The organism is Gelidimonas denitrificans (assembly GCF_055694065.1).
Genome location: NZ_CM146350.1, coordinates 2,247,551 through 2,268,741 on the forward strand (window position 1 = coordinate 2,247,551; position 21,191 = coordinate 2,268,741).

General features: G+C 58.2%; 16 protein-coding genes. 10 read left to right on the forward strand and 6 right to left on the reverse strand.

Annotation, left to right across the window (positions count from 1 at the left end):
* Window positions 1-8 precede the first annotated feature (8 nt).
* Window positions 9-1,286 (reverse strand): CmpA/NrtA family ABC transporter substrate-binding protein, encoded by a 1,278-nt coding sequence (locus tag FKCLFG_RS10490; protein ID WP_472613035.1) that lies wholly within the window; start codon window positions 1,284-1,286, stop codon window positions 9-11.
* A 248-nt stretch (window positions 1,287-1,534) separates the two neighbouring features.
* Entirely contained in the window at window positions 1,535-2,158 is a 624-nt protein-coding gene (locus tag FKCLFG_RS10495; RefSeq protein ID WP_472615840.1) for an ANTAR domain-containing response regulator, read from the reverse strand.
* A 179-nt stretch (window positions 2,159-2,337) separates the two neighbouring features.
* On the opposite strand from FKCLFG_RS10495, the gene tsaD reads away from it, so the two are divergent.
* Window positions 2,338-3,378, forward strand: a complete 1,041-nt coding sequence (gene tsaD, locus FKCLFG_RS10500) for a tRNA (adenosine(37)-N6)-threonylcarbamoyltransferase complex transferase subunit TsaD (protein ID WP_472613036.1) — start codon at window positions 2,338-2,340, stop codon at window positions 3,376-3,378.
* A gap of 135 nt (window positions 3,379-3,513) precedes the next feature.
* Here the strand turns inward: tsaD and plsY are convergent, their stop codons facing one another.
* Together plsY and FKCLFG_RS10510 are read right to left on the reverse strand one after the other, a co-directional pair.
* Complete coding sequence (gene plsY, locus FKCLFG_RS10505; protein ID WP_472613037.1) at window positions 3,514-4,119, reverse strand: glycerol-3-phosphate 1-O-acyltransferase PlsY; 606 nt, start codon at window positions 4,117-4,119, stop codon at window positions 3,514-3,516.
* Window positions 4,120-4,282: 163 nt separating this feature from the next.
* Window positions 4,283-5,179 carry a sulfurtransferase gene (locus FKCLFG_RS10510; protein WP_472613038.1) on the reverse strand — a complete coding sequence of 299 codons (897 nt, stop codon included), beginning with the start codon at window positions 5,177-5,179 and terminating at the stop codon, window positions 4,283-4,285.
* An 80-nt stretch (window positions 5,180-5,259) separates the two neighbouring features.
* On the opposite strand from FKCLFG_RS10510, the gene dnaE reads away from it, so the two are divergent.
* From dnaE to FKCLFG_RS10545, 7 genes are all read left to right on the forward strand, one after another.
* Entirely contained in the window at window positions 5,260-8,718 is a 3,459-nt protein-coding gene (gene dnaE / locus FKCLFG_RS10515) for a DNA polymerase III subunit alpha (RefSeq protein ID WP_472613039.1), read from the forward strand.
* Between the two features lie 136 nt (window positions 8,719-8,854).
* Window positions 8,855-10,117, forward strand: coding sequence for an O-antigen ligase family protein (locus FKCLFG_RS10520; protein WP_472613040.1), 1,263 nt, complete (start codon window positions 8,855-8,857; stop codon window positions 10,115-10,117).
* A 112-nt stretch (window positions 10,118-10,229) separates the two neighbouring features.
* Complete coding sequence (locus tag FKCLFG_RS10525; protein ID WP_472613041.1) at window positions 10,230-11,330, forward strand: glycosyltransferase family 9 protein; 1,101 nt, start codon at window positions 10,230-10,232, stop codon at window positions 11,328-11,330.
* The gene (locus FKCLFG_RS10530; protein WP_472613042.1) at window positions 11,331-12,314 is read left to right on the forward strand and encodes a glycosyltransferase family 8 protein; all 984 of its coding nucleotides are present in this window, start codon (window positions 11,331-11,333) and stop codon (window positions 12,312-12,314) included. It begins immediately after the preceding gene.
* Window positions 12,315-12,423: 109 nt separating this feature from the next.
* The gene (msbA, locus tag FKCLFG_RS10535) at window positions 12,424-14,154 is read left to right on the forward strand and encodes a lipid A export permease/ATP-binding protein MsbA (protein WP_472613043.1); all 1,731 of its coding nucleotides are present in this window, start codon (window positions 12,424-12,426) and stop codon (window positions 14,152-14,154) included.
* A gap of 258 nt (window positions 14,155-14,412) precedes the next feature.
* Window positions 14,413-15,591: a GGDEF domain-containing protein gene (locus FKCLFG_RS10540; protein WP_472613044.1), complete on the forward strand. Its 1,179-nt coding sequence runs from the start codon at window positions 14,413-14,415 to the stop codon at window positions 15,589-15,591.
* Window positions 15,592-15,606: 15 nt separating this feature from the next.
* Window positions 15,607-16,497 (forward strand): AEC family transporter, encoded by an 891-nt coding sequence (locus tag FKCLFG_RS10545; RefSeq protein WP_472613045.1) that lies wholly within the window; start codon window positions 15,607-15,609, stop codon window positions 16,495-16,497.
* Window positions 16,498-16,715: 218 nt separating this feature from the next.
* Here the strand turns inward: FKCLFG_RS10545 and FKCLFG_RS10550 are convergent, their stop codons facing one another.
* Together FKCLFG_RS10550 and FKCLFG_RS10555 are read right to left on the reverse strand one after the other, a co-directional pair.
* Entirely contained in the window at window positions 16,716-16,916 is a 201-nt protein-coding gene (locus FKCLFG_RS10550) for a YbdD/YjiX family protein (protein ID WP_472613046.1), read from the reverse strand.
* Window positions 16,916-18,988: a carbon starvation CstA family protein gene (locus FKCLFG_RS10555; RefSeq protein WP_472613047.1), complete on the reverse strand. Its 2,073-nt coding sequence runs from the start codon at window positions 18,986-18,988 to the stop codon at window positions 16,916-16,918. Before FKCLFG_RS10555 ends, FKCLFG_RS10550 begins: the two co-directional genes overlap by 1 nt.
* A gap of 195 nt (window positions 18,989-19,183) precedes the next feature.
* Between FKCLFG_RS10555 and FKCLFG_RS10560 the strand changes: the two genes are divergently transcribed.
* Together FKCLFG_RS10560 and FKCLFG_RS10565 are read left to right on the forward strand one after the other, a co-directional pair.
* Window positions 19,184-20,539 (forward strand): cache domain-containing protein, encoded by a 1,356-nt coding sequence (locus FKCLFG_RS10560; RefSeq protein WP_472613048.1) that lies wholly within the window; start codon window positions 19,184-19,186, stop codon window positions 20,537-20,539.
* Window positions 20,540-20,553: 14 nt separating this feature from the next.
* Complete coding sequence (locus tag FKCLFG_RS10565; protein WP_472613049.1) at window positions 20,554-21,177, forward strand: response regulator; 624 nt, start codon at window positions 20,554-20,556, stop codon at window positions 21,175-21,177.
* Window positions 21,178-21,191: the final 14 nt, after the last annotated feature.

Sequence of the window (21,191 nt, forward strand, 5' to 3'; positions counted from 1 at the left end):
ATGACTCCTTAGGCTTTGATCTTGAAAGAAGCGGCGTAGGCTTTCGGGTTCTTGCCATCCCATACGGTGCCGTCCATCAGCTTGCTGGTGCGCATACCCTCTTTCGGCACCGCGACTTTCGCCATTGCGGCGGCATCTTTGTAGATGTCGATCCGGTTCACCGCTTTTGCCACGCCGAGGTAATCCGGTTCGTCCTTCAGCAAGCCCCAGCGCTTGTGCTGCGTCATGAACCACATGCCGTCGGACAGGTAAGGGAAAGTCGCCGCGCCGTCATTGAAGAACTTCATGTGGTTCGGATCGTCCCAGGTCTTGCCGAGGCCGTTCTGGTAGCGCCCGAGAATGCGCTGGTTGATCGCATCGACCGAGGTATTCACATACGATTTGGCGGCGATGGTTTCGGCCATCTTGCTCTTGTTGGCCAAGGACGCGTCGATCCAGCGGCCGGCTTCCAGCACCGCTGCTACCAAAGCGCGGGCGGTGTTCGGATATTTCTTGACGAAATCGCCGCTGGCGCCCAGCACTTTTTCCGGATGGTCTTTCCAGATGTCCTGGGTGGTGGTGGCGGTGATGCCGACGCCATCCATGATCGCCCGATGGTTCCAGGGCTCGCCGACGCAGAAGCCGTCCATATTCCCGACCCGCATGTTGGCGACCATTTGCGGCGGCGGCACCACAATGACGCGCGCATCCTTGAACGGATCGATGCCGCTGGCGGCCAGCCAGTAATACAGCCACATCGCATGGGTGCCGGTCGGAAAAGTCTGGGCAAAAGTATATTCGCGCTTTTCGGTACGCATCAGCTTGGCGAGGCTGGAGCCATCAACCGCGCCCTTGTCGGCGAGTTTTTTCGACAGCGTAATCGCCTGCCCATTGTTGTTGAGCGACATCAGCACCGCCATGTCTTTTTTCGGGCTGCCGATGCCCATCTGCACGCCATACATCAAGCCATACAGCACATGCGCAGCGTCCAGTTCGCCATTGACCAACTTGTCGCGCACGCCGGCCCATGACGCTTCCTTGCTGAGTACGATCTTGATGCCGTACTTCTTGTCGAAGCCGAGCACCGATGCCATCACGACCGAGGCGCAATCCGTCAGAGGAATGAATCCGACCTTGACCTCTTCCTTTTCCGGCTTGTCGGAACCGGCGGCCCAGACTGCGCCTGTGGATAATCCAAACATGCTTGCTCCTGTGGCGAGACTTGCGGTTTTGATCAGGCTGCGGCGTTTGTTATTGACAAGGTCTTGTCCGGTTGCGCTGAGAAGATGATTTTTATCGCTGAACATGGCGGTACTCCCACTATTTGAACAAATAAAAAAAGTGCCTGTCCGTCATGAAATAAATCATGCGGAGAGACACCTTTGTCTTGGCAGAACCGACCGCCGTTGGCCGGTTCCACACAGTCGCCATCGTTAGCGCTTATCTTTCATTCAGCAATTTCCGTGCCAGCTCTTCCACAATGGAATCCGTCCATCCGGATGCAACTCAAGCGTTTTATCGCACCAGTTTTGTGCGATGCACCAACACAAGCCATCTAACCCAGCAAATCAGCAACATCCAGAATGCGCTGCGCGATGTCGGCCACTTTCAGGTTCTTGTCCATCGCCAACCGGCGCAGTTTCTGGTACGCCTCTTCTTCCGACAGCTTGTGACGCGTCATCAGCAAGCCTTTGGCGCGGTCGATGGTCTTGCGCTCGGCCAGTTTGGCTTTGGTGTCGGATAACTCAGTACGCAGTTTTTGGTCGGCATTGAAGCGCGCCATTGCCACATCCAGCACCGGCTTGACGCGCTCCGCTTGCAAGCCGGCCACCACATAGGCCGAGACCCCGGCTTCCATCGCCACCGTCATATGCGATTCGCTGGCATCTTCGGTAAACAACGCAATCGGGCGCGGCGCATCGCGGGTGGCGATCACGATCTGCTCCAGCACATCGCGCGCATCGGACTCGGCATCGATGATGATGATGTCCGGTTGCAGCTGCGCGATCCGCTCCTGCAGGTAGAAATCGCCCGGAATCGCGGCGACGATGTTGTAGCCGGCCTGCAGCAGGCCGATGCGCAGCGCCCGCGAGCGCTCGGAATGGGCGCGCGCGGCGGCGTCATCGGCATCCTCCAGGGACCAGACGGTATTGACGACAACGATGCGAAGCTTGCCTATTTCTGATGTCGTGATGTGCGTCTTCAAAGTAACAATCCATTCATCGTTGCGCCACGGGTATCGGGGTATCGGGCTTAAGGAGCGCCATCTTCTATAATACAAACAAGAAATGCACGCAAAAGATAGTCGCAAGAAATGTATGCAAAAATCACACCACCCCCTACCTGTAGAGAATCCCCATGCTTGTTTTAGGCGTTGAATCCTCCTGTGACGAAACCGGCATCGCGCTGGTGGACACCGAACAAGGCTTGCTGGCGCACGCGCTGCACTCGCAAGTTGCGATGCACGCGGCGTATGGCGGCGTAGTGCCGGAACTGGCATCGCGCGACCATATCCGGCGCGCCGTCCCGCTGTTGCAGCAAACCCTCAAAGACAGCGGCAGAACGCTGGAGCAGATCGACGCCATCGCTTACACCCAGGGTCCGGGCCTGGCCGGCGCGCTGCTGGTGGGCGCATCGTTCGCCTGCGGTCTGGGGCTGGCGCTCGACAAGCCAATGCTCGGCATTCACCATCTGGAAGGCCATTTGCTGTCGCCGTTGCTGGCCAAGAATCCGGCATATTCGCCGCCGGCGTTCCCGTTCGTGGCCTTGCTGGTATCCGGCGGCCACACGCAATTGATGCGGGTCGATGGCGTCGGCCGCTATACCTTACTGGGCGAAACGCTGGACGACGCCGCCGGCGAAGCTTTCGACAAGTCGGCCAAGCTGCTGGGACTCGGTTATCCGGGCGGGCCGGAAATCTCGCGCATGGCTGAATTCGGCGACCCCGGCGTGTATAAATTACCGCGTCCGATGCTGCATTCGAAGGATTTGAATTTCAGCTTCTCTGGCCTGAAAACCGCAGTGCTGACTCTGGTCAAGAACAAGATCACCAATATCTGCGAGCAGGACAAGGCCAACGTGGCGCGCGCTTTTGTCGATGCGATGGTGGAAGTGCTGGTCGCCAAATGCATGGCTGCCCTGCGCGATACCGGCCTGAAACGGCTGGTGATTGCCGGCGGCGTCGGCGCCAATGTGCAATTGCGCGAAGCGCTGAATGCGGCAGCGGCCAAACGGCGCTTCCAGGTGTTTTATCCGGAATTGGAATTTTGCACCGATAACGGCGCGATGATCGCCTTCGCAGCAGCGCTGCGCTTGAAGGAAAATCCGGATGCGGCCAAGCGCGATTACGCGTTCAATGTGCTGCCGCGCTGGCCGCTGGATACGTTGCGCGCCGCGTAGGATGGGTTTCACCCATCCTACGAAACTGGGCGGTTGCACCCGCCATACTTGATCTGGTATTTTTTAAATACGCACTAAAAATATGCGGGAATGGCAGTGTTTAAAGCCATACTCCCGCTATTTTAAAAATATAAATCACGTTTTCTTGCTGCCCAGACGGCTTTCCTTGCCGGCCAGCAGGTTGGCGATATTCTGGCGGTGGCGAAACACCAGCAGCGCGCTCATGGCCAGCACCGCAAACAGGATCGGATTAACGCCGAACATCAAGCCGTAGTAAAACGGCGCGAATATGGCTGCGATCAGGGCCGCAAGTGACGAGTAGCGGAACGCATACGCGATCACCAGCCAGGTGATCAGCGTCCCCAGGCCAAGCCAGCCGCTCAAACCCAGCAACACGCCCAGCGCAGTTGCTACGCCCTTGCCGCCGACGAAGCGGAAAAATACCGGCCACAGATGCCCGAGAAAGACCGCCAGCACCACCAGAGCTAGGCCGCTCTCGCCCACGCCGTATTGCGGGCCGAACCGGATGGTGAGCCACACTGCAAGCCAGCCTTTGGCGCCATCGCCCAGCAATGTCAGCAGCGCCGCCGACTTGTTGCCGCTGCGCAGCACATTGGTCGCGCCCGGATTGCCGGAACCGTAGCAGCGCGGATCGTTCAGCCCGAGCAGCTTGCTCACCACCACCGCAAAGGAAATCGAGCCGATCAGGTAAGCGGCGATTGCAAACAGGATGCCAGTCATTGAATCTTTCTTTTTGGTTTATGCATCTCACTTTTAAGTTGCGCGTTGGGCTTCGCAAGCTCAGCACCAACCTACAATGCATAATAAACGGGAGTATATCGAAATAGCATGCACTTACCGCACACTTTAATTGCGGACATTAAAAATACATATCCCGGTATTTTTAATGTCCGGAATCGGTTTCGACAACGCTGGCACCGCTACCCGCGCTCACATCGGGCACTTTATAACAATGCGGGCAAGATACGCCCGGCACATATTCCGGCACCAATTGCTCGCGTGGCGTGACCACGGCGCGGCAGGCGAAACATTGGGTGGTGGCGGTCGGTTCCAGCTTCGGGTTGAGCGCGGTGCGATAGTCGAACACGAAACATTCGCCGTCGTAATGATCGCCGCCGACATCCTCGAAATACTGCAAAATGCCGCCATCCAGCTGGTACACATTGTCGAAACCGATGTTTTGCATGTGAATCGCGGCTTTTTCGCAGCGGATGCCGCCGGTGCAAAAGGTTACCAGCGTCTTGCCCGCCAACTCGTCCTTGTGTGCGGCGATCACGTCGGGGAATTCGCTGAACTTGCTGATACGGTAATCGACGGTGTTTTTGAAAGTGCCGACATCGACCTCGAACGCATTGCGGGTTTCCAGCATCACCACCGGCCGGCCATTGTCGTCATGACCGCAATCGAGCCAGCGCTTCAGGGTTTTGGGTTCCACGAAAGGGGCGCGGCCTTCTTCGGGCTTGATCAGCGGCATCTTCATCGTGATGATTTCGCGCTTCAGCTTGACCAGCAGCTTGGTGAAAGGCTGCTCTGGCGAAGTGCTTTCTTTGACGTAAAAATCGGAAAAACGCGCATCGGCGCGCAGCCACCCCAGAAATTGATCAATCTCTGCGCGTCGCCCGGCCAGAAACAGATTGATTCCTTCCGGCGTCAGCAAAATGGTACCTTTTAATGCCAATTTCTCGCACAAAGCGCGAAATTCACCGCGTTTTTCAACGGTATCGCTGAAAGTGACGAATTTATAACCTGCGATATTGACGTATGGTTCTGTGGCCTGCATGGTGCGATTTCCGCTGTAGAAAGTGTGAGCGCCATTATAAACGGCAGTGAAGCCTTGGCTCCAGCGGGTAAAATACCGCCATGATTACACCGCAATTTATCCACCTTCGCCTGCATTCCGAGTATTCCATCGTCGATGGATTGGTACGGCTCGATGACATCATTCCGGCCGCAAAAAAAGATTTGCAACCCGCGCTGGCCCTGACCGACCTGGCGAACCTGTTCGGCATGATCAAGTTTTACAAGGCTGCTCGCGAGAATGGCGTCAAGCCGATTGCCGGCTGCGATGTCTGGATCACCAATGAAGACGAGCGCGACAAGCCGTCGCGTCTGTTGCTGCTGGTCAAGAATCGCAGCGGCTACCTGCAATTGTGCGAATTGTTGTCGAAAGCCTGGCTGACCAACCAGCACCGCGGTCGCGCCGAAATCCGCACCGAATGGTTGCAAGCGCTGCAACAAGATGGCAGCAAGCCGGGATTAATCGCCTTGTCCGGCGCGCATTTCGGCAATATCGGCCAGGCAATCGACAATGGCAATCTGGCCTTAGCCGAGAGCCGTGTAAAACAGTGGGTCAGCATTTTCCCTGGGCATTTCTACATTGAAATCCAGCGCGCCGGTCAGCCAAACATGGAAACCCATGTGCGCCAGGCCGTCGCGCTGGCAGCCAAACTGCAACTGCCGGTGGTGGCGACGCACCCGATCCAGTTCCTGACGAAAGAGGAATTCATCGCCCACGAAGCGCGCACTTGCATCGCCGAAGGCGAGATGCTGGCCAATGCGCGCCGCGTCAAGCGCTTCAATGATTTGCAATGTTTCCAGACCCAGGACCAAATGGCGGCGCTGTTCGCCGATTTGCCGGTGGCGCTGCAGAATTCGGTTGAAATCGCCAAGCGCTGCAATCTGACGCTGGAGCTGGGCCGGCCGCAGTTGCCGAATTTCCCGACGCCGGAAGGCATGACGATTGAAGAATTCCTAAAGACGGAATCGGAAGCCGGCCTTGAAAAGCGTCTGCTGCAACTGTATCCGCTGGCAGAAAAACGCGAACAGGAACGCGCTCGCTACGAAGTCAGGCTGGCGTTCGAACTGAAGACCATCATCAACATGGGCTTCCCCGGCTACTTCCTGATCGTGGCCGAATTCATCCGCTGGGCCAAGGAAAACGGCGTGCCGGTCGGCCCCGGTCGCGGCTCCGGTGCCGGTTCGCTGGTGGCGTATTCGCTGCTGATTACCGATCTCGATCCGCTTGAGTACAACCTGCTGTTCGAGCGCTTCCTGAATCCGGAACGGGTATCGATGCCCGATTTCGATATCGATTTCTGTCAGGAAGGTCGCGACCGCGTGATTCAGCACGTGAAAGATTTGTACGGCAAGGACGCGGTGTCGCAGATCGCCACTTTCGGCACCATGGCGGCCAAAGGCGCGATTCGCGACGTCGGCCGCGTGCTCGATTTCGGCTACAACTTTTGCGACGGCATTTCCAAGCTGATCCCGTTCAAACCCGGCAAGCACGTGACGATTGCGGACGCGATCAAGGAAGAGCCGCAACTGGCCGAGCGGCAGGAAAACGAAGAAGAGGTCCAGCAACTGCTGGAGCTGGCGCAAAAAGTCGAAGGCATTGCCCGCAATATCGGCATGCACGCCGGCGGCGTGGTGATCGCGCCTGGCAAGCTGACCGATTTCTGCCCGCTGTATACACAGGGCGGCGATTCCGGCGTGGTGTCGCAATACGACAAGGACGACGTGGAAGCGGTCGGGCTGGTCAAGTTCGACTTTTTGGGCTTGACCACGCTGACGATTCTGGACCGCGCGGTGCGCTATATCAAGCAACTGGACCCGGCGATGGCCGATTTCAGCCTTGAAAAACTGCCGCTCAACGACCGGGCCTCGTATGAACTGTTGACTGCCGCCAAAACGGTCGCCGTGTTCCAGCTGGAAAGCCGCGGCATGCAAGGCATGCTGAAGGATGCGCGGCCCGATCGCTTCGAGGACATCATCGCGCTGGTGGCGCTGTACCGGCCGGGCCCGATGGATCTGATTCCGGACTTCTGCAAGCGCAAGCACGGCGAACGCTTCGATTATCCCGATCCGCGCACCGAAGGCATTCTGTCCGAAACCTACGGCATCATGGTGTATCAGGAGCAGGTGATGCAGATGGCGCAGGTGGTCGGCGGCTATTCGCTCGGCGGCGCCGATCTGTTGCGGCGCGCGATGGGTAAAAAGAAGGCCGAGGAAATGGCGGAACATCGCCAGATTTTCCGCGACGGCGCGGCCAAGGATGGCTTGTCGGAAGCCAAGGCCGACGAGATTTTCGACTTGATGGAAAAGTTCGCCGGCTACGGTTTCAACAAGTCGCACGCCGCCGCTTACGCGTTGCTGTCGTATCACACCGCCTACCTGAAAGCGCACCACCCCGCCGCCTTCATGGCCGCCAACTTGTCGCTGGCGATGGACGACACCGACAAGATCAAGATTCTGGTCGTGGATGCGCTCGATATCTGCAACTTGACGCTATTGCCGCCCGACATTAATTTGTCCGATTATCGCTTCACGCCGGAACGCGAAGACGGCAAGAAAGCCGCCTTCATCCGCTACGGTCTGGGCGCGGTCAAGGGTTCCGGCCAGAATGCAATCGAGGCGATTGTCGCCGCCCGCAAAGAATCCCCTTTTGTCGATTTATTCGATTTCTGCCTGCGGGTAGACAAGCGCCAGATCAATCGCCGCACCATCGAATCGCTGATCCGCGCCGGCGCGTTCGACTGCTTCAAGGTCAATCGCGCCATTCTGCTGGCGTCGGTCGGACGCGCAATGGAAGCAGCCGGGCAAGCGCTGGCATCGATCAATCAGTCCAGCCTGTTCGGCGGCGACGACAGCGATTTGGTGGCACCGCCGGAATATGTCAAGGCTGCGCCCTGGAGCGAGAAACAGAAGCTGACCGAAGAAAAAGCCGCGCTCGGCTTTTGCCTGTCCGGCCACATGTTCGACGCCTACGCAACCGAAGCGCGCCAGTTCGCACGCTCCAAACTGACCAATCTGGAACCGTCGCGCGAGCCAAGGCTGATGGCCGGCGTGATCTCGGCATTGCGCACCCAGATGACCCAGCGCGGCAAGATGATCATCGTCACCCTCGATGACGGCAGCGCGACGGTAGACGTGACGGTATACAGCGAAATTTATGATGCCAACAAAGGACTGTTCAAGGAAGACGAATTCCTGGCGGTGCAGGGCAAGGTGTCGGAAGACCGTTTTTCGGGCGGCCTGCGGATTACGGCGGAAAAGGTGATGGATATCGCGGCGGCGCGCATCCAGTACGGGCAGCAGCTTGGTCTGTTCTTGCCGGCCACCGTGGCCTCGGCCCAGATTCAGGAAGTGCTGCAGCCGCACCGCGCCGAAAACGGCCTGCCGATTGCCGTGCGCGTGAAACCGGACGGCGTCGACTGTACGCTGCGCCTGGGCGACACATGGCGTGTGGCGCCGTCGGACGCATTGCAGATAGCGCTTGAGCAGGTGCTGGGCGCGCAACAGGTGGCGGTCGAATATTGAGCAATTTCGATTGCGCATGATGAAAGCTGCGCAAAAACCCTGATTGCGATGGATATAATGTGGCCGGTTAATTTGAACGGAAGCAAATTTCGCCTGCATGCTTTTCGGGATGAACGGCAAATCAAGGATTTTTTTAATGGTTGTTTACACGTCTTTCGCGGTCTTTCTTTTTTATGTGATTGCGCTCGTCATTCCCAGCGGATTTTCAGTCGGTGCGGTGCTGCTGCTAGCTGGCAGCGTCGTCCTGCTGCCCAAGCGCGCCGAGATTAAACTGCAACGCAAGCTGCAACGCGAAGAAATGGCATTGATCTCGGTGCTGGCTTTTTATTTCCTGGCCGGCAGCCTTGCCAATGCAGTGCATGGAGCGGCGATCCGCGAATACGATAGTCCGATGCGCTTTCTGCTGGCAATTCCAGTGCTGCTTTTGCTGCGGGTCTTTCCGCCAATCCCGCAGTTTTTTTGGGGCGGTCTGGCTGCCGGCGCAATTTCCTCCGGTCTGTTCGCGGCATGGCAGTTTTTTTTAGTAGCCGGCACGCGCGCTGCAGGATTTACCAATCCAATTCAATTCGGCAACATCAGCCTGTTGCTCGGAATTTTATGCCTGGCCGGTCTGGGCTGGGCGGCGTCACAGCGCCGCTCCGTATTCTGGTTGAGTCTTTTATCGGGCGGGATCTGCCTGGGCTTGCTCGGCTCTTTGCTCAGCGGGAGCCGGGGCAGCTGGGTCGGCCTTCCCGTGGCGCTTCTGGTGGTCTACCGGTGTTACGGCGGCGCGCTGAACAGACGCCATATCGCAGCCAGCCTTGCTGCCATGCTGGTGCTGTTTGGCGTCTTATATTCCATGCCCCGACTTCCAATGGAAGCACGGGTAAAGCTGGCTGTCGCGGAGGCGCAGGACTATTTCAAAACCGGCAACGCCACATCTTCAGTCGGCGCCCGGCTGGAGATGTGGCGCACCGGACTGCTGCTCTTTCCCGAGCGGCCGTGGCTGGGCTGGGGCAAGGAAGGCTATTTGAAAGGAGCGTCGGGCCTGGTCGAGGCAGGCAAGGTCAGGCTGGTCCCGGGGGAGCATAACCATCTGCATAACGAGTATCTCGATGCGCTGGTCAAGCGCGGCCTGCTCGGATTAATCGCGCTATTGGCTCTGTACCTGGTTCCGCTGGTGCTGTTCGCAAGACGGGTGACGAATGCCCACCTAGCAGCCCGCCCCTATGCAGTTGCGGGAGTGTTGTTGAGCGTCTGTTACATGTTCTTTGGACTGACTCAGTCCTTTCTGACGCACAATAACGGCGTCATGATTTTCGCATTCACGCTAGCCATTCTCTGGTCGTTGCTGCGCGTGCAGGAAGACAGCGGCGCTGTTTATAGCGCAGTTCATGGTGCCAATCACGGCGTACCATGACCAGTCGCCGGTCGCAAGCAACCCGCGTGTCGAATTTTTCAAAAGCCGCAAGCCACCGGGTCCTGCGAATCGATACCACCACAGACAGTGACGAAACGTTGAAAAAAATTTTATGACACAACCACTCATCGCGCCGGAATTGCTCCGCAAATCGAACAAAATACTGTTCATCGCACATCTCGCGCTGGGAGATTTCACCTATCTCCAGAACTGCTTTCAGGCATTCTCGCAAGCCTATCCGCAGATCCAGATCGACTTGTGGGTGGACGAAGTGCGCCGCACCGGTGACGCTTCGCAATGGGAACACCTGAAAAAATATTCGCTCTACGACTGGGTCGCCGCCTGCCCGTTCTTCCACAAGATATATAAGCGCACTTACAGTCCGGAACTGTACCGGGAATCAATCCATGAAGCCCGCCAGGAAGCGTATCCGATCGTGGTGTCGCTAGCGACGCTGCGCCCGCAACGCTACGCCGCGCTGGCCCGGTCCATCGCCGGCGACGGCTTGGTGGTGGGGATGAAAGCGAGGGTTGGACTTTTTCAGCTGCATCATCTGCTGGGATACCGGAAGCTGGATCGTTTGATCCCGCCGTATTCGGTCGACAGGCGCAATCCGCAGCACATCAGCGATGTGTATGCCGACTGGTTCCGCCAATTGTGTGGAATCGAAATCCTGCCCGCAGCGCGGTTTCCGTTCGTGACGATTCCCGAAACGTGGCTGCACGAGGCAAATGACAAGCTGGCGGCATGGGGCTTCGGCGATCGCAGCGGCAAACTCGTCTTCATCAATCCGTTCGCGAAGTCGAAGAAGCGTTGCTGGCCGTTGGAACGCGTGGCGGAACTGATCGCGGCCATGCGGCAACAGGAAAGATTCCGCGATGCCTGCTTCATCGTCAACGCAGCGCCCAATGAACTGGCCGGCGCGCGCAAGGTATTCGCCGCCTATGCGCTGCTGCGCACGGAACTGTTTTGCGCCGAAGATAATTTTTTCCAACTGCCCGCAATGTTGAAAAAGTGCGATCTGATCATCTCGGTAGAAACCGCGGTCATGCATCTGGCCAATGCGGTGCATGTGCCCGTAATCGCTCTGATGCGCCAGAAAAATCCGGAGTGGGTGCCAATCGACCACGACAACAGCACGCTCATCATGACCGCACAGCGGCGCGAATGGGTCAAGGCGATCACCGTAGAACAAGTAATGAAAGACATCTGAATGAGCACTGAATCGAACGCACTATCTGAAGCGCGCCGTCCTGCGGCCGATCCGTCGTTCCATATCGCATTTTGCGTCGACGACCATTATTTTCGCAGCATGGGCGCAACGATCACCTCCATTCTCGAGAACAACCCGGGCGTTCACTTCACTTTCCATGTCTTCGCATTCTCGGTATCCGACCAGCAGCGTGAGCGCTTGCAGCAACTGGATCGGCAAGCGAATGTGCGCACGCAGCTTCACATCATCGATCCGGCCCTGTTCGATAAATTCACGCATTTCATCGAGTTTTCGTATTACTCGCTGTCGATTTTTTCGCGCCTCATCATTCCAGCGGAATTGCAGGGCGTGACGGACAGGGTGCTGTACCTGGACGCGGACATCCTGTGCGTTGGCAAGCTCGATGAGTTGATCGAAATGGATATCGGCGCCGATATCGCGCTGGTCGTGCCCGATGCGGAAGAGACGACCCGACGGCGCTGTGCCGCGCTGCAGCTCAAGCACCCGCGCTATTTCAATGGCGGCGTCATCTTCATCAATGTCGAGAACTGGATCAGCAACAACATCACGGAAGAAGCCATGCAGGCGCTTTTAAAGTTCGGCAAGAAATTGCGCTTCAACGATCAGGATGCGCTGAACATCGTGCTGGATGGACGCGCGCGTTTCATCGCGCCGAAATGGAATTACATCTACGACCTGATCCATGACCTGGACCGCAACATTACCCGGATGCGTCCGGTGGACGATGCGGTATTCATCCACTTCGCCGGCGCGGTCAAGCCGTGGACCGACTGGACCGGGCACGAATCGCGTGCCTTGTTCGTCAAATATCATGCGCTGTCGCCCTGGTCCGACATGGCGCTCGATCCGGCACCGAGGAATTCCCGTGAAATGAGAATGCTGTCGCGCTTTCTACTGAAGCGCGGCAAGCTGCTGGACAGCGCACGCTGGTATCTGAAATATCTGAAGGCAAGGTCGCGCTGAGTGACGCCGCGCATCGCCAGCATTACTGTTACTGCAGGTCATTCAACTCGGCACAAACCTGATGACTTTCCTGTTCAAGACGCTTGTGCCTGTATAAAAAAGAGAACTGATGGAAAATAGTGCTGTCATCAAACGCTTGCTGAAAATTATCCGGCCCTACCGGTCGCGCGCGTTGCTGGCGCTGCTGGCGATGGCCGGCACCGCCAGCACCCAGCCGATGCTGGTCAAAGCGATGGAGGCCTTGATCGATAACGGCTTTGGCGAGCAACGGGTTGCATTTAGCCTGTGGTTGGTGCCTGCGATCCTGATCTCGATTTTTGCGCTGCGCGGCATCTTCACATTTTCAACCGCCTATCTGAACAATTGGGTAATCAGCCGCACGCTCAACGATTTGCGGCGCGGGATGTTCGACCGCCTGCTGCGTCTGCCGGTGTCGCGCTTTCACCAGGAGTCGACCGGCACCTTGATCAACACCATCATCGGCGATGTGCGCCAGGTGGTGGACATGGTCAACTCGGTGTTCCTGGCCTTTGTGCGCGACACGCTGTCGGTGATCGGCTTGCTGGCCACCCTGTTTTATCTGAATTGGCGTCTGACGCTGGTCGCACTCGTCATCGTGCCGCTCACCGCCGGCATCGTGCGGCTGACAACAGGCCGCTTGCGCCGCCTGAACCGCGAAAACCAGCGCGTCACCGGCGAGATGACGCAAGTGGTGGAGGAAGCGGCGCGCGGCCATCAAGTGATCCGGGTGTTTTCCGGCGAACGCTATGAACGCCAGCGCTTCGAAGCGCGCAGCGAAGCGCTGCGCGGCTTTTCACAGCGCATGACGGTCGCCGCTGCGGCGACGGTGCCGGTGACGCAAATCGCGACCGCGGTGGCAGTTTCCGTAGTGATTGTGCTGGCGCTGCAGCAAAAAATGACGCCGGGCGAATTTACCGCGTTCATCACCAGCATGTTGATGCTGCTGGCGCCGCTCAAAAGTCTGGTCGAGGTCAACGGTCCCCTGCAGCGCGGGATGGCCGCAGCTGAAACGGTGTTCGCGATGATGGATGCGCCGGTCGAAGCTGACCCTGGAACCACAGTGCTGGAGCGCGTGCGCGGGCATTTGCGCTTCGACCAAGTCTCATTTTCCTACTCGCCTACGAGCCCGCCGGCGCTGACCGACATCACGCTCGACATCGCGCCGGGCGAAACGATTGCGCTGGTCGGCACCTCCGGCGGCGGCAAGTCCACCATGGTCAATCTGGTGACGCGTTTTTATGCGCCCACTTCCGGCCGGATATCGCTTGATGGCATTGCATTCGATGAAATCGCGCTGGCCAGCTTGCGTGCGCAACTGGCGATGGTCAGCCAAAATGTAGTCCTGTTCGACGACACGCTGGGCGCCAATATCGCTTACGGCGCCGAACATGTGGACCGGGAAAAACTGGCGGCTGCCGTCAAGGCGGCGCATCTGAGCGACGTTGTGGCTGCGCTGCCGGACGGGCTGGAGACGATGATCGGCGAGAACGGCATGCGCCTGTCCGGTGGCCAACGGCAGCGCGTGGCGATTGCACGGGCGATTTACAAGGATGCGCCGATCCTGATTCTGGATGAGGCGACTTCCGCGCTGGACTCGGAGTCCGAGCGCGCGGTGCAGGCTGCGCTGGACCAGTTGATGCAAGGCCGCACCACGCTGGTGATCGCGCACCGGCTGTCAACGATTGAACGCGCTGATCGGATTGCGGTACTGGCCAACGGTCGCATCGTTGAAATAGGGTCCCATCATGACCTGCTTGCCACCAATGGCGTCTACGCCAATCTGTATCATTTGCAATTTGCGAACAAAACCGCCCAGTGAACAGCCGCACTCCACCCTCCCTTTTCGCGGTGCCGCACATGGATTCGACAACGAAAATATCTGGGCAATCACAATACCCAAGCAGCGCAAATGCGTGCCGGGCATAGCAATTGCATGCAAAATCTGACGCCAGCAATGCTATGCGCATTTGGTTACAGCCTCATACATACCAATTTGTAACGCGCGACGCTTTTCTGATCTGATATCATTCTCAAAAAATTGTATTTAAGCAATCAAAACGAGACTATAAAAATGACCATGTTGCGCATTACAGACTTCGTCTGGCACCGACTGACCGGCCTGATGCCGGGAGAACTTCAACAGGCAGAACTGAGCTGGCTGGCGTCACCCCATCCGCATCTGAGCTTGCTGGCGCGGCGGCGCGCGACCATGATCGTCAACCGGGTGCGCCTGTTCGCATTCCTGTTCGCGGTCTTGACACCGCTCTGGAGCGTGGTCGATCTGGTGGTTTTCCCCTTTCCGCTGTGGTTCAACCTGGCCCTGATGCGGCTGCTGGCATGTGCTGCCTTCGCCAGCCTGTTGCTGTATTACCGGCCCAACGGCGACCTGTTCGATGCCTACCGCGCGATGGCGCTGCTGTTTGCCATCCCGACCGCTTTTTATGTCGCCTCATACACGTTGCTCAGTCACTACCAATTGACCGGCATCTCAGCTGCAATCGGCGCCGGTTATGCCTTTTTGCCGTTCGTGCTGCTGGCCGGACTGGCCATCTTTCCGCTCACCCTGCTGGAAAACCTGGTGATCGCCAGCCCGATCCTGATCGCCCAAGGTATCGCCGGCTCGCTGCGTTGGGTCACGCTGGACTGGCCGTCGTTCGCCGGCGCTTTCTGGCTGCTGGTGCTGATCACCGGCGTCTCGACGCTGGCCGGCATGAGCCAGCTGGCGTTCATGATCGCTCTGGTGCGCCAGGCCATCCGCGACCCGCTGACCGGAGTTTTTTCCCGCAGCAGCGGCGAGGAAATTCTGGAACTGCAGTACACCATCGCCAACCGCAGCAATACAGCGCTGTCGGTAGCCTTCATCGATCTGGATCACTTCAAAAGCATCAACGATAGCTTCGGTCACGAAGCCGGCGACAAGGCGCTGCTCGACATGACCGCCATCGTCAACAGCAATCTGCGCGGTGGCGATATGCTGGCGCGCTGGGGCGGCGAGGAATTTGTGCTGATCATGCCCAACACCGATCTGATGCAGGCGGAAGCGGCGCTGTTGCGGCTGCGCAGCATTGGTTTCGGCATCCGTCCCGACGGCACGCCGCTGACCGCCAGCATCGGTATCGCCGAGCGCAGCGCCGATCTGACCCCCGACTGGAAAACGTTGATCGAGCTGGCCGACCAGCGCATGTACCTGGCCAAACAAGGCGGACGCGATCGGGTATTTAGCAAGCATGCGCAGATAATTGCGCTCAACCAATAAGGCTGTGATCGCCGCATGTCGATAGCTTCCCTCCTGTTCCCTGATTTCTCCCTGATCCTGCTCGGTTTTCTGCTCAAGCGCTGCATGCGCTGGGGCGATGACTTCTGGCCGGGCGTGGACCGGCTGGTGTATTTCATCCTGTTTCCGGCGCTGTTGTTCTATTCGACCGCACGCACACCATTTGATTTCCATGCCACCGGCAATCTGCTGGTAGTGAGCTTGGCGGCCTGCTGCAGCGGCATCGCGCTGGGCTGGCTGGCGAAGCCTTTGTTCCACTCGAAACCGATGATTTTCGAATCAGGCGTGCAAACAGCCTTCCGTTTCAACTCGTATATCGGGCTGGCGGTGGCGTCGCGGCTGGCGGGCGAGCAAGGCACGGCGCTGATGGCGCTGATCATCGGTTTTGCAGTGCCGCTGTGCAATATGGCGGCAGTGCATGCGCTGGTGCATAAGAATGGCGGCCTGCTTAAGGAGCTGGCTAAAAACCCGCTGCTGCTGGCGACCGCCGCCGGGACGCTGTGCAATCTGGCCGGCGTGGCGCTGCCGGACGTGCTGGGCGCGACGCTGGCGCGACTCGGCAACGCTTCGATTGCGCTGGGGCTGATCGCGGTGGGCGCCGGTTTGCAGCTCTCCGGCCTGCACGCATCCAAAGGAATCGCCGCGTATTTCATCGGCGTTAAATTGCTGGCGGTGCCGGCGCTGGCTTTCGGGCTCGGAACCTGGCTGCGGCTGCCGCCGCTGCAACTGCAAATGGCGGTGATGTTTTGCGCGTTGCCGACCGCATCGAGCGCCTATGTGCTGGCTAGCCGGCTGGGCGGCAACGGGCCGTTTGTGGCATTCCTGATTTCGGCAGGAACCGTGTTATCGGTACTGAGCCTGCCGGTTTGGCTGGCGCTGGTGCATTAGTCGCACCTTCCCACCGGGCGCTTTCGCAAGTCCTATACGGGATAGGGTATTTTAAATTACCGCCTGGATATATGCGGTAATCAGATATATTCAAGCCATACTCCCCTGCAATATATTGCAACGGAACATCTGCGCGTGATGATCAGGTGCGCGGTGAGCGCACCTGCAACCGCCGCGAATATGAGCAACATCGTTAGCAACAACCGTCGGCAAAACTGTCAGCAGCACCGCCCGACCTTGCCATTGCCGCCGTAACGCGCCTCTTGCCGTTCGCGGAAAAACTCCTCATACGACATCATCGGCAAGTCAGGATGCGTCGCTTCCATGTGCGTGACGTAGGTGCTGTACTCGGGCAAGCCGACCATCAGTCGCATCGATTGCCCGAGATAACGCCCCGCCTTGGCTATTTCATCAAACATCAGGCTTGCGGCATTGCGCTGGCCGGCAATGTCTCGAATGGCGTCTCTTTGGAAGTAACCTTGCCCGCAGCGCGCGCCACCAGCACCGTCCTGATGCCGAACACCAGCATACTGAGCAGCACCAGCATGAAGAAGCCACTCAGTGCGGCGTCCAGGTAATCGTTGAAGATCACTTGCTGCATTTGCTCGATCGATTTGGCCGGTGCCAGCAGTTTGCCCTCGTCGAGTGCGGTCTTGAACTTGCTGGCGTGCGCCAGGAAGCCCACGCGCGGATTGGCATCAAACATCTTTTGCCAGCCGGCGGTGAGCGTACAGATCAAGATCCAGATGGTGGGCAGGATGGTGACCCAGGCGAAACGGTCGCGCTTCATCTTGAACAACACGCAAGTGCCGAGAATCAATGCGATGCCGGCCAGCATCTGGTTGGCAATGCCGAACAGCGGCCACAAGGTATTGATCCCGCCCAGCGGATCGACCACACCCTGATACAGGAAATAGCCCCAGGCGGCAACGCACAGAGCGGTTGCCGTCAGGCTGGCCACCAGCGAATCGGTACGCTTCATCGATGGCGCGAAGGTGCCGAGCAAATCCTGCAACATGAAGCGCCCGGCGCGAGTACCCGCATCGACTGCGGTCAGAATGAACAGTGCCTCGAACAAAATCGCGAAGTGGTACCAGAACGCCATCATCGCCTTGCCGCCGGTAAAGCCCGACAGTATCTGAGACATCCCGACCGCCAGGGTCGGTGCGCCGCCGGCGCGGGAAATGATGGATTTCTCGCCGACATCCAGCGCGGTTTGCGTCAGCATCTCCGGCGTGACATAAAAACCCCATTGCGAAATCGCTTGCGCGGCAGATTCAGCAGTGCTGCCGATCAGCGCGGCCGGGCTGTTCATCGCAAAATACACGCCGGGCTCGATAGTCGAAGCAGCAACCAGCGCCATCATCGCCACAAACGATTCCATCAGCATCGCGCCGTAACCGATGAAGCGCGCATGGCTCTCGTTTTCGATCATCTTGGGCGTGGTGCCGGAAGCAATCAGCGCATGGAAACCGGACACCGCGCCGCAGGCGATCGTGATGAACAGGAACGGGAACAGGCTGCCGGACCAGACCGGGCCGGAGCCATCGACAAACTGCGTGAAGGCCGGCATCTTCAGGTGCGGCGAAAGGAGCATGATGCCGACCGCGAGACCGACAATGGTGCCGATTTTCAGGAAAGTGGACAGATAATCACGCGGCGCCAGCAGCAGCCAGACCGGCAGCACGGACGCGACGAAGCCATAACCGATCAGCATCCAGGTCAATTCCTTGCCGCTGAAGGTGAACATCGCGGCCAGCACCGGAATTTCCTGCACATATTGCCCGCCGACAATGGCCAACATCAGCAGCACGAAGCCGATCAGCGACACTTCCCCAATGCGTCCGACACGGATATAACGGGTGTACACGCCCATGAGCAGCGCGATCGGGATCGTGGCAATCACGGTAAAGCTGCCCCACGGCGAATCGGTCAAAGCCTTGACCACGATCAGCGCCAGCACTGCCAGGATGATGACCATGATCATGAAAGTGCCGAACAGGGCGATCACGCCCGGCACCTGGCCCAATTCAGACTTGATCAGATCGCCCAGCGAGCGGCCGTCGCGTCGCATCGAAATGAACAGCACGATGAAATCCTGCACCGCGCCGGCGAACACGACGCCAGCCAGAATCCACAGCATGCCGGGCATATAGCCCATCTGGGCCGCCAGCACCGGGCCAACCAAAGGGCCGGCCCCGGCTATCGCGGCAAAATGATGGCCGAACAACACGTATTTGTTGGTGGGCACGAAATCCAGGCCGTCATTGAACTTGTGCGCGGGCGTCATGCGAGTGGCGTCCAATCCCAAAACGCGGTTGGCGATGAACAGGCTGTAAAAACGGTACGCGATCAGATAGACGCAGACCGATGCGATGACGATCCAGACCGCGCTGATGGATTCGCCGTGTTCCAAGGCGATCAGGCCACATGCGAATGCGCCGACGATGGCGAGCGCGAACCAGCCAAGTTTACTGACGAGTAAATTCATTGTCTTCCTCCAAAATGGGATGAATTATTGTTTTTCAAATGCAAAAAACTGCGCTTCAAAAGGTTTTTTTTGAGCGCTTTGCGACTTGTTGCACAGTATTTGGCATGAGGCTTTCGTCCGCAAGCGCGGAACTACGTAAAACGCATGCGTAGTACTACGCACAAGGTCGGATCGAATTAGCGGTAAAGTAGCGCCATGAAATTACGGCAAAAAATCATATTGCTTGCGATCGTGCCGCTTATTCTGGCTCTATGCGCAATTGCGCTTGCAGTGCGCCAGCAGGCAACCACCTTGGGACAGCAGCAGCGCGCCTCGATCCAGACCGCGTATCTGGCGAACAAGAAAGCCGAACTGACCCACTACGTCAGTCTGGCAACGCGCTCGATCGCGCACCTGTACGAATCGGGCCGAACCGACTCCGCCACGCTGGATCAAGCCAAGGCCATCCTGTCCAAACTCGATTACGGGCATGACGGCTATTTCTTCGTCTACGATTTGCACGGCAAAAACATCATGCATCCGCGCCAGCCGGAATTGGTCGGCCAGAACTTATGGAATATGAAAGATGCCGATGGCAGCCCGACGATCCAGAATCTAATCAACCGCGCCAACGCAGGCGGTGGCTTCGTGCGCTATCAGTGGGTCAAGCCGTCCAGCCACAAGACCGCGCCTAAACTCGCTTACGTGGTTGCGCTGCCGCACTGGGGCTGGATACTGGGCACCGGCATTTATCTGGACGATGTGGATGAGGCGCTGGCAAAAATCGATGCGCAAGTCTCGGGCAATATCCAGAACACGATGCTCTGGATCGCCGCGATTGCAATCCTGAGCGCGGTTGCAGTGGCGCTGTCAGGCCTGGTATTGAACATCAGCGAGCATCGCGTGGCCGATGCCAAGCTCAAGGTGCTGGCGCAACGCGTGGTCCATTCGCAAGAGGAAGAACGCGCCAGATTGTCACGCGATCTGCATGACGGCATCAGCCAGTGGCTGGTGTCGATCAAATTACAAATCGAGGCCGGCATCATCAAACTGGCGGGGACGCCCGAACAATCCGCATCGGCGCGGCTCACGTTCGAGCGCACGGCGGCGCAACTCAATGACGTCTTGGGCGAAGTGCGCCGGATTTCACACGACCTGCGCCCGGCGATTCTGGACGACCTCGGTTTGGCGGCAGCGCTAAAGCATCTGGCGCATGAATTCATCGCGCATGCCGCCACCCCGACCGACTTCAATGCCACCGGCGCCACGGACGGCTTGCCCGATGTCGCCAATACGGTGCTGTTCCGGATTGCCCAGGAAGCGCTGACCAATATCGAGCGCCACGCTAGCGCCGGCCAGATATCGATGCGGCTGGAAGGCAATGCGCGCTGCGTCACGCTGGTCATTTGCGACGATGGGGTCGGCTTCGACGTCGATCATGTCGACGGCCACCCGAAGCGCGGCATCGGCTTGCGCAACATGACAGAGCGACTGGAAGCTGTCGGCGGAAAGTTAAGTCTCACCTCGTCACCCAACGGCACCACGGTGCAGGCCTCCGTGCTGCGACACTAACTCTCTACCATCCCATGTCCGCCAAACCATTGATCAAAATTCTGCTGGTCGACGACCATCCCCTGGTGCGCGATGGCTTGCGCGCCCGACTGGAGGCGGTTGCCGCTTTCCAGGTGGTGGCCGAGGCTGGCGATGCGGAAGAAGCGCTGCATCACGCGCACAACATGGAAATCGATCTGGTGCTGATGGACATCAATCTACGGGGCATCAACGGCATCGAACTGACCGCGCAGTTTCATGCAATGTTCCCGCAAATCGCGGTGCTGATATTGAGCATGCACGACAAGGCTGAATACGTGATGCAGGCAATGCAAGCAGGTGCGCGCGGCTATGTGTTGAAAGACGCGCCGGGGCAGGACATCGTGTTTGCGATCGAAACCGTCATTTCTGGCGGCATTTATTACAGTGCGGCCTTGGTCAGGCAACTGTCGCGACCGATGACGCCGGTGCTGTTACTGACTGCGCGCGAACGACAAATACTGCAGCAAATTGCCGAGGGAAAATCAAACAAGCAAATCGCCCTCACGCTGGCCCTGAGTGTGCGCACGGTCGAAACCCACCGCCTGAACATCAAGCGCAAGCTCAACATCGACGGCCAGGCCGAATTGATCAAGTTCGCCGTTCAGCAAATATATTGACATGAGTATATTAA

Bases quoted from the DNA above. Each gene is read 5' to 3' on its own strand.
- FKCLFG_RS10490 (WP_472613035.1), bottom strand. From the start codon at position 1,286: ATGTTCAGCGATAAAAATCATCTTCTCAGCGCAACCGGACAAGACCTT.
- tsaD (WP_472613036.1), top strand. From the start codon at position 2,338: ATGCTTGTTTTAGGCGTTGAATCCTCCTGTGACGAAACCGGCATCGCG.
- plsY (WP_472613037.1), bottom strand. From the start codon at position 4,119: ATGACTGGCATCCTGTTTGCAATCGCCGCTTACCTGATCGGCTCGATT.
- FKCLFG_RS10510 (WP_472613038.1), bottom strand. From the start codon at position 5,179: ATGCAGGCCACAGAACCATACGTCAATATCGCAGGTTATAAATTCGTC.
- dnaE (WP_472613039.1), top strand. From the start codon at position 5,260: ATGATTACACCGCAATTTATCCACCTTCGCCTGCATTCCGAGTATTCC.
- FKCLFG_RS10520 (WP_472613040.1), top strand. From the start codon at position 8,855: ATGGTTGTTTACACGTCTTTCGCGGTCTTTCTTTTTTATGTGATTGCG.
- FKCLFG_RS10525 (WP_472613041.1), top strand. From the start codon at position 10,230: ATGACACAACCACTCATCGCGCCGGAATTGCTCCGCAAATCGAACAAA.
- FKCLFG_RS10530 (WP_472613042.1), top strand. From the start codon at position 11,331: ATGAGCACTGAATCGAACGCACTATCTGAAGCGCGCCGTCCTGCGGCC.
- msbA (WP_472613043.1), top strand. From the start codon at position 12,424: ATGGAAAATAGTGCTGTCATCAAACGCTTGCTGAAAATTATCCGGCCC.
- FKCLFG_RS10540 (WP_472613044.1), top strand. From the start codon at position 14,413: ATGTTGCGCATTACAGACTTCGTCTGGCACCGACTGACCGGCCTGATG.
- FKCLFG_RS10545 (WP_472613045.1), top strand. From the start codon at position 15,607: ATGTCGATAGCTTCCCTCCTGTTCCCTGATTTCTCCCTGATCCTGCTC.
- FKCLFG_RS10550 (WP_472613046.1), bottom strand. From the start codon at position 16,916: ATGTTTGATGAAATAGCCAAGGCGGGGCGTTATCTCGGGCAATCGATG.
- FKCLFG_RS10555 (WP_472613047.1), bottom strand. From the start codon at position 18,988: ATGAATTTACTCGTCAGTAAACTTGGCTGGTTCGCGCTCGCCATCGTC.
- FKCLFG_RS10560 (WP_472613048.1), top strand. From the start codon at position 19,184: ATGAAATTACGGCAAAAAATCATATTGCTTGCGATCGTGCCGCTTATT.
- FKCLFG_RS10565 (WP_472613049.1), top strand. From the start codon at position 20,554: ATGTCCGCCAAACCATTGATCAAAATTCTGCTGGTCGACGACCATCCC.